The sequence below is a fragment of the Aureibacillus halotolerans genome (assembly GCF_004363045.1).
In the GTDB taxonomy this organism is placed as follows: domain Bacteria; phylum Bacillota; class Bacilli; order Bacillales; family DSM-28697; genus Aureibacillus; species Aureibacillus halotolerans.
On the sequence record NZ_SNYJ01000007.1, the window covers coordinates 159,570 to 171,804 of the forward strand.

Below are 12,235 nucleotides of genomic sequence, written 5' to 3' on the forward strand. Positions count from 1 at the left end.
CTCGCTAATTACTCACTACTTCTAAAATTCCACCTACCAAGTGCCGAAAATTGTGATAGAATATCCGTGAATCTTCTGTTTGTCGGACAAATGACCCTTAGTTCTTGTAAATAATACAAGTCAATAGGAGTTTGTTGGGTAACTTTGTAGAAGAATTTCACACAAAAAAGGGAAAATCGACGTTTTAACGGTGCATCTTTTTTTGTGAACGTGCTACAATGGAGTTGTTCTAAAATGCAAGCTGGCTTTTTGTTAATGCACAATAAAAAAAGCCCTTACATGAAACATTATTAATTTAATCGCAGGCCATTTGAAAAATACGCTGTACATCACTAGTTGTGGGGGTATTATTGAAACATGTCGAAAGCTGAAAGAGATTACAGCACTGAACCTTGGGGTGACCTTAGTGGTCCCAATTTAGGGTACTTGCAGGAGCAGTTTGACATCTATGTCTCTGATCCTGAATTGGTGGATCCAGACCTACGTAAGCAGTTTGACCAATGGGGTGCGCCGCCTGTTGATTCTGTTCAAGAGGCAAACATCACAGCTGCAAAAGGAGCGTTTTCGTTTGATCCTGAGAAAATTGTAGCGGCCACAAAGCTCGTTGGGAATATCCGAGCCTATGGTCATCTATCTGCACAGGTGTATCCATTTTATGATCAAAAATCTCGAATTAAAGCGGAAAAGCACGCACTTACACCTAGCGATTTTGGGTTAAGTGAGCAGGATTTACGAGCAATTCCAGCGAAGGTGATTTGGTCAAATGCACCTGAGTCCATTCAAGATGGGTTTGAAGCATTCACACGATTACGTGAAATTTACTCTAAAAAACTAACGTTTGAGTTTACACATGTACATGTTGAGGAAGAGCGTCAATGGCTCATCCAAATGGTGGAGACTGAAGCGGAATACACTGTTTATTCGGATGATGACAAACGGTCATTGCTTCGTCGCCTATTTCAGGTGGAAGGGTTTGAGAAGTTTCTTCATAAAACATTTGTTGGTCAAAAACGTTTCTCAATCGAGGGGATCGATGCGCTCGTTCCGATGCTTGATGATTTAGTGAAACGTGGAAATGACGACGATGTGGAAGATATTGTGCTTGGGATGGCTCATCGCGGGCGTTTAAATGTGCTTGCACACGTGTTAGGCAAACCATATGAAATGATCCTTGCCGAATTTCATCATGCGCCAAACAAGGAACTCACACCTTCGGAAGGCTCATCAACAATAAGCGAAGGCTGGACAGGTGATGTGAAATATCACTTAGGTGCCAATCGTGAAATCAAAGACGAAGCGCATCGGACGCGTGTGTCTTTGACAAACAATCCTTCTCATTTAGAATATGTTGACCCTGTAGTTGAAGGGCTCACGCGAGCTGCACAAGATGATCGGTCAACGGCTGGTTACTCCAAAACAGATGTAAAAAAGGCAATTGCGATCTTAATTCACGGGGACGCAGCATTCCCTGGAGAAGGCATTGTGGCTGAAACATTAAATTTAAGTAGATTGCCTGCGTACCAAACAGGCGGTACGATTCACATCATTGCCAATAACTTGATTGGCTTTACAACCGAGCGTCGTGATGCGCGGTCTACAAAATATGCAAGTGACGTTGCGAAAGGATACGAAATTCCGATCGTTCATGTCAACGCTGATGATCCAGATGCATGTATGGCTGCAGTTAACCTAGCTTACTTGTATCGCCAAAAGTTCCAAAAAGACTTTTTGATTGACCTTGTCGGCTATCGCCGCTTTGGCCATAACGAAATGGATGATCCAGCGGCGACACAGCCAAAGCTTTACAAGCTGATCAATGATCATGATACCGTTGCCAAACTTTACAGCAAAAAGCTTCATGAGGAAGGTATCGTTTCCGAAGATGACGTTGATAAAATGGAGCAGGAATGGCAAACAAAGCTTCAAAAATTGTATGATGAGGTATCGCAACAGGAAGGTGAGGTCGAGGAGAAGGAAGCACCTAAGAAGCTGACTGAAGAACGTCTCCCGAAAATTGATACGACAGTTCCTGCTGATGTCTTGCAAAATTTGAATAGCGATTTGCTCAAATGGCCTGAAGGATTTAACGTTTATCCAAAGCTCGAACGGATTCTTAAGCGTCGTGAAACGGCTCTTGAGGATGGTCAAAAATTGGATTGGGCGCATGCGGAATCGCTTGCCTTTGCATCAATCTTGCGTGATGGCTGTCCAATTCGTATGACGGGCCAGGACAGTCAACGAGGAACATTCGCACATCGTCATGTTGTGCTTCATGATTCAGAGACTGGGGAAAAGTTTTCTCCAATGCATGTATTCCCAGAAGCAAAAGCAACTTTTGATATATACAACTCAGCACTCTCAGAGTCGGCTGTGTTAGGTTTCGAGTATGGGTACACGATCCAAGCACCAGAAACATTAGTTATTTGGGAGGCACAGTTTGGCGATTTCGCCAACGTGGCCCAAGTTATTTTTGATCAATTCTTAGCGGCAGGACGCGCTAAATGGGGTCAGAAATCAGGATTGGTCATGCTTCTGCCTCATGGGTATGAAGGACAAGGGCCAGAGCATTCAAGTGCACGTTTAGAGCGCTACTTGCAGCTGTCTGCCGAAAACAACTGGACCGTTGCGAATGTCACGACTGCAGCACAATATTTTCATATTCTCCGGAGACAGGCGAAAATATTGCCGATGGAAGAAGTTCGTCCATTAATTATGATGTCGCCAAAAAGTCTTTTGCGTAATCCGAGAGTTGCTTCACCGCGAGAAAACTTCACGGATGGTAGGTTCTTCACAGTTTTCCCAGAACCTCTCCTTGATGGGGCTCCAGAAAAAGTAACTCGTGTCATCATGGCCAGTGGAAAAGTGGCTGTCGATTTAAGTGCTCGTGTGGAAGAAACCGAAGCGTCTGCGCTTGAACACATTCAAATTCTTCGCGTGGAGCAGCTGTATCCGTTCCCTAGAGAAGAAGTACTGGAGTTCTTGAGCAGCTTTGAGAACCTTGAAGAAATCGTTTGGGTTCAAGAAGAGCCGAAAAATATGGGAGCATGGACCTTTATTGAATCGAAGTTGCGCCAGGTAGCTCCTGAGAACGTTAACGTCTCCTATGTAGGCCGTAAAGAACGATCTAGTACAGCGACCGGTGAACCTGATGTGCATAGAAGACAGCAAGAGTATATCATCACTACGGCATTGCAAATAGACTAGGAAACGAACGAAGGAGGAGACGGACAATGTCCGAGATAAAAGTACCAGAACTTGCAGAATCCATCACAGAAGGAACCATTGCTCAGTGGCTTAAACAGGTTGGCGATCATGTAGAACAAGGTGAACCTGTCCTTGAGCTTGAAACGGATAAAGTAAATATCGAAGTAAACAGTGAACAAAGTGGTGTTTTACAGGAACAATTAAAGCAACCAGGCGATACGGTTGAAGTAGGGGAAGTCATTGCTCGCCTTGGAGAAGGTAGTGGCGAAAGCGCATCAGCACCTGAAAAGGAAGATGCTCCAAAAGCAGAAGAGCCAAAGAAAGAGGAATCAACATCCTCCACGAAAGAAGCACCAGAGGCTAGTTCTTCAGAGCGTCCAGTCGCTTCGCCAGCAGCTCGTAAAAAAGCACGTGAGCTCGGCATTGATTTAAATGACATTTCTGCGCGGGATCCTCTAGGGCGTGTAAGAACGGAGGATGTGGAACGTCATGCGGCTGCACCGAAGCAACAGGAAGCTCCAGTGCCAAAAGCGGAAAGCAAGCCAGCACCGAGTGCCGATCCGCAGAAACCGGTAGAGCGTATCCAAATGTCGCGTCGTCGCCAAACGATTGCTAATCATTTGGTTGAAGCACAGCATAATGCAGCGATGCTGACAACGTTTAATGAAATTGACATGTCAGCGGTTATGGATTTGCGCAAACGTCGCAAGGACGCTTTTCAGGACAAGCATGATGTACGTCTAGGCTTCATGTCCTTCTTTACAAAAGCCGTCGTTGCCGCATTAAAGCAATTCCCGCTATTGAACGCAGAGATTCAAGGCAAGGAAATCCTGAAAAAACATTATTACGATGTAGGCGTTGCCGTGTCTGCAGATGAGGGTCTTGTCGTACCGGTTGTCCGTGATGCCGATCGTTTAAGCTTTGCACAAATTGAGCGTGAAATTACAACTTTAGCAAGCAAGGCAAAGGAAAATTCTTTGCAGCTCAAGGATTTACAAGGTGGGTCGTTCACAATCACAAACGGTGGTGTCTTTGGTTCATTGCTTTCGACACCAATTATAAATGCTCCCCAAGTAGGGATTCTTGGCATGCACACGATTCAACGTCGCCCTGTTGTTGTCGATAAAGACGACACAGTAGAAGTACGACCAATGATGTATGTCGCATTAAGCTACGATCACCGTATTGTTGATGGAAGCACAGCTGTTCGCTTCCTAGTGACGATTAAAAATCTTCTTGAAGATCCTGAGCAGCTTTTGCTTGAAGGATAATACATCATTTTGGGACGCCTTTTCGAGGCGTCCCTTTTTGCATACTGAGGAGAAAGGGATGAACTGATGAAAGATACAAATGCTGTGATCCCAATGCTTGCGATCCGTGGCGCACATAAGGCAATCATTTTCTACAAGCGTGCCTTTCAAGCTGAAGAATTGACGATCATGCAAAGCGAAGATGGAACCATTCAGCATGCGGAACTTGCCGTTAATGAGGCAAAAATAATGATTGCTGATGAATTCCCTGAGCACAATCAAAGCCCTGCAACATTACAAGGCACATCAGTAATTTTGTATGTGGAGGTTGGCGATGTGGACGTTTTTTACCAGCGTTCTCTTGAGTATGGAGCTGAGACTTTACGAGCTCCTGAAGCTGGCTTCGGCGAGAAAAAAATTTGCAAAATAAAGGATCCTTTTGGTCATGTGTGGATGTTTTCGTCCTAATATTCTGCAAGGTCATCGTTCAGGGAGTATGCTGGGGGAGTAAACAAAAGTGGCATTGGTTCGTCCATAGACGTTGAAAACGTAGGGGAGGAACAAGAAGATACAACCTCATCACTGGGAGAGTGAGGAAAAAACGAAACACAACCAACACAGCAGCATTGCGTCTCGATTTTCCGCGAAGCTTAACTCAAATGCTGGAATGCCTTGACCAGATGACAATTAGGGTTTGCAAAGTCGCGTCTCCCTTATGCACGCTGCGGCTCAAGTTTAAAAAAGACTTGGCATAGTGACTGCTTGCATACACAATAATGAAACAATTATTATGGTAAACACGAGGGCTGGCATTGTTTTGCCCAACGAATCACGCACACGGATATGCACAGAACATGCAACCACCATCGTCACACCAAGCCAAATACAACCAATAACCAACGACCACGTTAGCCAATAGCCGGCAAAGAGGGCTATTGCCCCAGCCAATTGGACAATTCCTGTCACTATCCGAAAACGTGAAGAGAGCTTAAGATGCTGAAAAATATCAATCCAGTATTTGGCTCCAAATACTTTGGCCAATCCCGAAAAAAGATAATACACCACCAATAAGCTTTGAAGAATTACTACAACGATAGACATGTCCATCCCCCTTCATTGTTTTCATGCTTTGGCGTTTACTCCTCTAGTTGGACCAGATCGAGTTCAGGAAAACGTGCTGCATTTGAAATGACATCAACACCGATAATTTTGTCGTTCAAATAAGTGAATTCGAGGACAAGCAGCAACGTTCCACCTGGTGAAACATCGACACCTATCTTTCCATTTATGAGTGCAGCTCGTGCTGCAGCCGCTCGCCCACCCATGAGCTGTTTTGCTACAGCACGAGCGCCAATCGTTTCTTCAGGGGCGTTTTCGCGGTCATTATTCAATACAACACGAGGATCCAGCAACGTAAGCAGCGCTTCAAAGTCCCCCTTTCTCGCTGCAGTTAGAAACGAGTCAACCAATCTGCGTTGGGTATCTATATTCGTCGAAAATGTTTTATTTGCTCCTTGGATACGCCGCCGTGCGCGACTAGCCAATTGACGGGTTGCCGGTTCAGAGCGTTCTACAATTTGAGCGATTTCTTTAAAAGGCAAGGAAAAGATATCATGCAATACAAACGCAATGCGTTCCTCAGGATTTAGAGTATCAAGCAACACCAGCAAGGCAATACCGATGGAATCCGAGAGCAGCATTTCATGCACTGGATCGCTCTCCGCCACATGGTCTGGAAGAAAGTCGATGTAATGATTCTCCATCGGTTCCTCTCGCCGCGTCTTTCGGGACCGCAGCATGTCAAGACATACTCGAGATACAACGGTTGTTAGCCACCCCGCAAGATTCGTAATATCGCTGCTGCCAGAGCGACTAAGCCTCAACCAGGACTCCTGAACAGCATCATCCACCTCATCCCAACTCCCAAGGATTCGATAAGCGACTGCACGCAAATGAGAACGATGAACCTCAAATTGTTCCGTTAACAAGTTTTCATTGTTCATGAAGCCTCTCCTTTCAAAACGGGCGTATACTATATTGACGGATGAAATCACAAGATTGTGACCCATAAAAAATGTTTAATTTCAATTTGGTTTAATCGTCATTCAAAGGGTCCGTTTAAATCGCTTCATTTTGTTCACCAATCCCTTTCACTCTTCGCTTTTAGTGACGCTTTCTCCTAGTTTAAATGTGGAAGGATGTTTGGATTGGAATAGGCAGTGAGAGCCGATCTGTTGAATCGAGTCGTTGTTAAATAGCCGACAGAATCTTGGAAAGCATGTATTTATCAAAAGATTGATGTTCCCCCTAATTCTTTTTTGGAATGAAACAGTATAGTCTCCATACGATAGAAAGAAGTGAAACCATATTAGATGATTCACATATGGCTTCTTTGGGAATAGATAAGCATGACTCTTAGGAAAGGATGACGCACGCATGCAAAAGTATCTTTTGCCCGTTCTTAATACACTTGCTTTTATCGCAGTCATCATCGTCAACTATCTCGCCAACGCATTGCCTCTTTTTGGACGCTCCACTGGTGAAATATCCGACATGGTGGCGAACCTTCTGACACCTGCTGGTTATGCCTTTGCCATTTGGTCTGTCATCTACTTACTGACTGGCATTTGGGTCGTCTTGCAATGGGTGCCGAGTTGGAGAGAAAGAACACATTACAAGTCTGTAGGGTTGCTCTTCGTTCTTGCAAGTGCATGTAATGTCACTTGGTTATTGCTTTGGCATTCGCTGCTTTTTTATGTCACTCTACTTGTGATGGCGCTTTTCTTAGTTACTTTAATTATTTTGTATCGTCGCTTAAGAAACAATTCATCTACTTTAAGTCTGCTACCTTTTTCTATTTACCTAGGCTGGATATCAGTGGCCACCATCCAAAACGTGGCGGTTGTCATCAATACGATTTATTCAGCTGAGCCAACGTCATTTGATCAAATGGTTGCTGTCATTGTCCTTCTTGTTGGTACGCTTATTTCTGGTTATATGTTAGTTAAACAAGGGGACAGGTGGTATCCCATCGTCTTTATATGGGCCTACGGAGCGATCGGTGTGAAGCAAAGTACGTATCCATTTGTTTCGTATAGTGCTTGGGTGTTGGCTGCCCTTCTTGTTGTCCTAATCGTATGGCACGTCTTCAAAAAGCAACGAACGTCGTAACCACGCAAGGACGCTCTTTCCTGGTATAGCGGTTCCACCACCCACATAGGATGGGAGAAAGGCTGTGATGGCCAAGCTATATGAAAAGGAGAGAGCGCTGATGGAGGACATATTGATCCTTTCCACTACATTGGTTCCCATAGTGACAGCCCTTGTAGAGATTTTAAAGAGAGCATTTCGCGTACCAAAGCATATGCTGCCATTGCTATCAGTCATTGTAGGCTTAGTGTTAGGAGGCTTGGCCTTTCCGTTTATGGAATTAGAGCTTTCTTTGCGGTTATGGGCAGGAGGACTTGCCGGACTGGCAGGAACGGGACTTTTTGAGGTCGGGAACAAACGTTATCGATTTAAGCGCAAGAAAAAATAAAATGTAAATACAAAAGACCAACGGGCATCCCACATGTCCGTTGGTCTTTTTCTGTGAGAATAATTCAATCAAATAATATTATTATCTATACAATAGTGTGCGACATACAGTATAATAAACGTAGGAGTTGATGACATGGCTGATGTAAATGAAACAATCACTCATCTGTTAAGTGAATTGAGGCGGGGGACTATTGTGATAAGCGTTCTAAGTCAATTGGCCACAGCGCAATATGGATACTCTCTTGTTCAAACACTCGAAGAAAAAGGGAGTGCTATTGACCCGAGTACGTTGTATCCCTTATTGAGACGACTCGAAAAGCAAGGGTTGCTCGAAAGTGAATGGGATACTCAAGAAACCCGTCCACGTAAGTATTATAAACGGAGTGCACATGGGGATGCGGTGTATGTGGGTTTATGTAAGGAATGGACTCGGCTCGTTAAAACAATGGATGGGATCATCGAAGTAAATAATGAAGGAGGACGTCCTCTTGGAGATCATTGATCGCTATATATATGCCGTGACGCACAGATTTCCAGAGCTGCAAAGAAAGGAAATAAAACGAGAGTTGCAAGGGCTCATTGAAGATATGCTGGAGGAACGAGTGCAGTCGGATGAACCTACGGAAAAGGAAGTAGAAAGTGTGCTGCACGAATTAGGTCACCCTGCTTCACTGGCAAACCAATATCGTGGGTATGATCGCTATGTGATTAGCCCATTGATGTTTGATTCGTATGTTATCACGATAAAAATCGTTCTGCTCTCCATTCTCGCTGCACTAACTGTAGTATTTGCGATTGATGTCATATTAGAGCCAATGGGCATTTTACAGCAATTTATTGAATACTTGGTATCGCTCATCAATGTTGGAGCTCAAGGATTTGCCTGGGTGACGATCATATTTGCACTCGTCGATTTAAAGCAGCGTAGCAATCAAAAAGAAGCGACCAAAGCAAAAGAGTGGAAGTTATCCGAATTGCCGCAAATTCCGGATGAGAACGCAACGATTAAACGAAGTGACCCAATCGGTAGCTTGATTTTCACTGTGCTATTTACGATTGTACTGTTGTATTCATCAGAACTGCTCGGCGTGTGGAGATTTACAGATGGTCAACGGCTCGTCATCCCATTTTTAGATGGTTCAGTATTTCAAAAATATGCTCCATTGGTGTGGGGGATAGCCATCATCAGTATTCTCAAAGATTGTGTCAGAATGATTCTTCGAAAAAGAAACGGGAAAATGCTTGTTTTTCATACGGTCGTATCGGTGATTGCATTCGCTTTAGTAAGCATCATCCTTACAGATGCGCAAATCTGGAACCCTGATTTCATTCAGCAATTGCAATCTGTAGGTCTACTAACCGCGAGTGGCGAGGACTACAACACCGTTGTTTCTATCTGGGAAGGGGCAACTGAAGGAATGCTTTTAATCGCTGGTCTCTTTGTCGTATTGGATGTATTGTCTGAAACGAGTAAGTGGTACAAAGGGAGAGCAGCCGCTGGCAAAACGACTGCAAGAAAAGCAAGCTAGGCGAGAGCCAGCAATATTTCGAGTCTATGTTGCGCTGGTGCCAGCGAGTAAAAAGCGAGTGTTTGTCAGCAATATCAAAACCACCGCAGAAGAAAAAACTACGGTGGTTTTTGGCATTGTTTTAATGTGATGCAGCTGGATGAAATAGTGCAGATAAGTTTGTCTGATAGTCGCCGCGAATGACGCCTTTTTCCGTGATGATTCCGTCTATATATTGATGCGGAGTGACGTCAAAGGCGGGATTGTAAACGCGAACAGTTTCCGTCGTGATGATACGTCCGTGCACATGTGTGACTTCTTCAGCTGCTCTTTCTTCAATTGGAATGTCAGCACCTGTAGCAGTGTGCACATCAATTGTTGATAAGGGGGCAGCCACATAAAAGGGAACGCCAAAGGCTTTGGCAGCAACGGCCAAGCTAAGTGTGCCAATTTTGTTAGCTGTATCCCCATTGGCCGCAATTCGATCGGCCCCAACGATGACCGCCTGAATACGACCAGATTGTAACGTGTGGGCAGCCATCGAATCGGTTATTAAAGTCACATCAATCCCCAGCTGCTCAAGCTCCCATACAGTTAGGCGTGCCCCTTGGCCGACTGGTCTTGTTTCAGTGGCATACGCGTGGAGGGTCATGTTTCGTTCCCTCGCGAGGTAAAAGGGAGCAAGTGCCGTCCCGTACCCTGCGGTTGCGATACCGCCTGCATTGCAATGGGTGAGCAGCGTATCACCATCCTTGAGGAGGGTTAACCCGTGTTCGCCGATTGTTTTGCAAATCAAAAGGTCTTCTTCGTCAATTTTCTGCGCTTCTTGCGTTAACGTCTCCACAGCGCCATCGACGGAAGCCGCTGTGTCCGAAACGCGAAGCAACCGATCCACCGCCCACGCAAGATTGACTGCGGTAGGGCGTGTCGCTTTCAGACCATTTGCTTCCGTAATGAGAGACTGCTTGAATACGTTAAGATCCTGCTCTTTACGATTTGATTGTGCCCAAAGAACGAGCCCATAAGCTGCAGCGATGCCAATGGCAGGTGCTCCACGGACGCTTAATGATAAAATGGCTGCCTTGATTTCTTCTACGGTTGTTAGCTTTAAAAACACCGAGTCTCCAGGAAGCTTGCGTTGGTCAAGTAGGGTAACAACGCCGTCGTTGTAAGTCACAGCGGTAATCATGACACAACCGCCTTTACAAAAGCCTCTGACGTATGAATATTTGTTGAAAGCAGCAAGTGTTTTCCAACTCGTAGTGCAGCAGTCTTAGCTGCGAGCTTTCGATCCTTATCCGCAATGCTTTCAAAATCCTCAACAAGGGCGAGCCCAATGGTACGTCGAATCAATTCACAGCCAGCAAAACGTACAGCATCCTTCCAAATCGCCTCAATATGTTTTTCCGACCAACCAGGAATGGAGGCATGAGGTTCGACATTATGGTTTTGCCAAAGCGTGGCATATTCGTCTTCAAAGGTTTTCCATACTGACATCATTTGCTGCTGAAGGCTTTGCTTCGCTGTTTGACGATCATCGTCCGCGGTTGCATAGCCTGCCTGGGAGATATGAGCAATCGCCAAGTTGCCAAGGAAGGAGCCAATGTCAAAGCCTACGGGACCAAAAAAGGCAAACTCAGGATCAATCACCTTTGTTTGTGTTTCATCAGCAAAGATACTGCCTGTGTGTAGGTCACCATGAAGCAAAGCCTCAGCTTTCGTTAAGAACTGATATTTGGCCTTTGCTACTGCAAAAAGAAGCGTCTGATCATTCCAAATATGTTCTTTTACATACGCTTGCAATCCTTCATCGATCGAATTGGATTCGACATCATAAAAGGGATCAGTAAAAAACAATTCTTCTGTTATTTTGCACAAGTCCGGATTACAAAAACGCTTTTGAAGCTGCTTTTTATCCTGCTGGTTCATGCCAAAATCAGACGTAAAGAAAAGCGTATGTGCAGTGTATCGACCAATCGCTTCTCCTAAGACAGGAAAGTGGTCGCCTTTTTTAAGTGCCTTCCGAGCGATTTGCAAATGGCTCAAATCCTCCATAACAGTCAAGGCTTGAACCGAATCTGTGTGAAGCACTTTTGGCACTAATTCAGGCACATACGTCCCATAAATGGTGAGCACTTCACTTTCAATTCGGGCACGATCCAATGTAAGCGGCCAGCTGTCTCCAATCACCTTGGCATAAGGCAAGGCTTGTTTAATGATGAGGCGTTGTCCATCTTGCCCGGTAAGACGAAACACGAGGTTTAAGTTGCCATCGCCAATTTCTTCGCCATACACTTCTTCGTTTTGTGTAAAATACGACTGTCCCTTTGCGTATTGAATCGCTGTGTCGATTGTTAGCGGGGTATACCCATGTTCTGTTGCAGTGCTCATCGGAGTCATCCTTTCGTGTGGCAGAAATTTTAATACAGGGGAAAGGAATACAGAAAAGGCCCCTCTTGATAGATGTGCTCAAGAGGGGCCTTCGTAAAGGATCCGTTCATTCCTCTCTTATCTTCCAGACATTGATGTCTGTTGGAAGAAGCACCTTCGCACAAATGCGGGTTGCCGGGCGTCAAAGGGCCAATTCCCTCAGCCTTCTCATAATAAGAGTGTTGCTGTTGCTACGTATCATAGCCTCTTGCTACGAATCTGTCAATGAAGAATTACGTTTTCCAATTGACGAAATGACGAAGATCGTGGCATAATGTCTACCATAACGAGTTGAATACTTTC

Annotated in this window: 11 protein-coding genes and 1 riboswitch; of the genes, 7 read left to right on the forward strand and 4 right to left on the reverse strand. The window is 44.9% G+C overall.

Annotated elements, in window-relative coordinates:
- Positions 1-357: 357 nt before the first annotated feature.
- From EV213_RS10320 to EV213_RS10330, 3 genes are all read left to right on the forward strand, one after another.
- Positions 358-3,204, forward strand: coding sequence for a 2-oxoglutarate dehydrogenase E1 component (locus EV213_RS10320; protein WP_133580454.1), 2,847 nt, complete (start codon positions 358-360; stop codon positions 3,202-3,204).
- A 26-nt stretch (positions 3,205-3,230) separates the two neighbouring features.
- Positions 3,231-4,475, forward strand: a complete 1,245-nt coding sequence (gene odhB, locus EV213_RS10325; protein WP_133580455.1) for a 2-oxoglutarate dehydrogenase complex dihydrolipoyllysine-residue succinyltransferase — start codon at positions 3,231-3,233, stop codon at positions 4,473-4,475.
- A gap of 66 nt (positions 4,476-4,541) precedes the next feature.
- Positions 4,542-4,922, forward strand: coding sequence for a VOC family protein (locus tag EV213_RS10330; protein WP_133580456.1), 381 nt, complete (start codon positions 4,542-4,544; stop codon positions 4,920-4,922).
- Positions 4,923-5,189: 267 nt separating this feature from the next.
- Here the strand turns inward: EV213_RS10330 and EV213_RS10335 are convergent, their stop codons facing one another.
- On the reverse strand, positions 5,190-5,555 hold the full coding sequence (locus EV213_RS10335) for a DoxX family protein (RefSeq protein ID WP_133580457.1): 366 nt from the start codon (positions 5,553-5,555) through the stop codon (positions 5,190-5,192).
- A gap of 35 nt (positions 5,556-5,590) precedes the next feature.
- A complete protein-coding gene (locus tag EV213_RS10340) occupies positions 5,591-6,457 on the reverse strand; it encodes a sigma-70 family RNA polymerase sigma factor (protein ID WP_133580458.1) in 867 nt (288 codons plus the stop codon).
- Positions 6,458-6,890: 433 nt separating this feature from the next.
- On the opposite strand from EV213_RS10340, the gene EV213_RS10345 reads away from it, so the two are divergent.
- The 4 genes from EV213_RS10345 to EV213_RS10360 all read left to right on the forward strand — a co-directional run bounded on the left by EV213_RS10345 (position 6,891) and on the right by EV213_RS10360 (position 9,523).
- Complete coding sequence (locus EV213_RS10345; RefSeq protein ID WP_133580459.1) at positions 6,891-7,625, forward strand: tryptophan-rich sensory protein; 735 nt, start codon at positions 6,891-6,893, stop codon at positions 7,623-7,625.
- 100 nt (positions 7,626-7,725) lie between these two features.
- Positions 7,726-7,992 (forward strand): holin, encoded by a 267-nt coding sequence (locus EV213_RS10350; RefSeq protein ID WP_133580460.1) that lies wholly within the window; start codon positions 7,726-7,728, stop codon positions 7,990-7,992.
- Between the two features lie 135 nt (positions 7,993-8,127).
- The gene (locus tag EV213_RS10355; RefSeq protein ID WP_133580461.1) at positions 8,128-8,496 is read left to right on the forward strand and encodes a PadR family transcriptional regulator; all 369 of its coding nucleotides are present in this window, start codon (positions 8,128-8,130) and stop codon (positions 8,494-8,496) included.
- Entirely contained in the window at positions 8,483-9,523 is a 1,041-nt protein-coding gene (locus tag EV213_RS10360) for a hypothetical protein (protein ID WP_133580462.1), read from the forward strand. Before EV213_RS10355 ends, EV213_RS10360 begins: the two co-directional genes overlap by 14 nt.
- Before the next feature lie 121 nt (positions 9,524-9,644).
- Here EV213_RS10360 and mtnA read toward each other — a convergent pair whose 3' ends face one another.
- Both mtnA and mtnK read right to left on the reverse strand, forming a co-directional pair.
- On the reverse strand, positions 9,645-10,691 hold the full coding sequence (gene mtnA, locus EV213_RS10365) for an S-methyl-5-thioribose-1-phosphate isomerase (RefSeq protein WP_133580463.1): 1,047 nt from the start codon (positions 10,689-10,691) through the stop codon (positions 9,645-9,647).
- On the reverse strand, positions 10,688-11,893 hold the full coding sequence (mtnK, locus tag EV213_RS10370; protein WP_133580464.1) for an S-methyl-5-thioribose kinase: 1,206 nt from the start codon (positions 11,891-11,893) through the stop codon (positions 10,688-10,690). The genes mtnA and mtnK overlap by 4 nt, the downstream gene beginning before the upstream one ends.
- Before the next feature lie 114 nt (positions 11,894-12,007).
- A riboswitch (SAM riboswitch) is annotated at positions 12,008-12,112 on the reverse strand.
- Positions 12,113-12,235: the final 123 nt, after the last annotated feature.

Excerpts from the sequence above, each read along its gene's own strand:
- EV213_RS10355 (WP_133580461.1), top strand. The coding sequence starts at position 8,128 with ATGGCTGATGTAAATGAAACAATCACTCATCTGTTAAGTGAATTGAGG.
- odhB (WP_133580455.1), top strand. The coding sequence starts at position 3,231 with ATGTCCGAGATAAAAGTACCAGAACTTGCAGAATCCATCACAGAAGGA.
- EV213_RS10340 (WP_133580458.1), bottom strand. The coding sequence starts at position 6,457 with ATGAACAATGAAAACTTGTTAACGGAACAATTTGAGGTTCATCGTTCT.
- EV213_RS10320 (WP_133580454.1), top strand. The coding sequence starts at position 358 with ATGTCGAAAGCTGAAAGAGATTACAGCACTGAACCTTGGGGTGACCTT.
- EV213_RS10345 (WP_133580459.1), top strand. The coding sequence starts at position 6,891 with ATGCAAAAGTATCTTTTGCCCGTTCTTAATACACTTGCTTTTATCGCA.
- EV213_RS10350 (WP_133580460.1), top strand. The coding sequence starts at position 7,726 with ATGGAGGACATATTGATCCTTTCCACTACATTGGTTCCCATAGTGACA.
- mtnK (WP_133580464.1), bottom strand. The coding sequence starts at position 11,893 with ATGAGCACTGCAACAGAACATGGGTATACCCCGCTAACAATCGACACA.
- EV213_RS10335 (WP_133580457.1), bottom strand. The coding sequence starts at position 5,555 with ATGTCTATCGTTGTAGTAATTCTTCAAAGCTTATTGGTGGTGTATTAT.
- mtnA (WP_133580463.1), bottom strand. The coding sequence starts at position 10,691 with ATGATTACCGCTGTGACTTACAACGACGGCGTTGTTACCCTACTTGAC.
- EV213_RS10330 (WP_133580456.1), top strand. The coding sequence starts at position 4,542 with ATGAAAGATACAAATGCTGTGATCCCAATGCTTGCGATCCGTGGCGCA.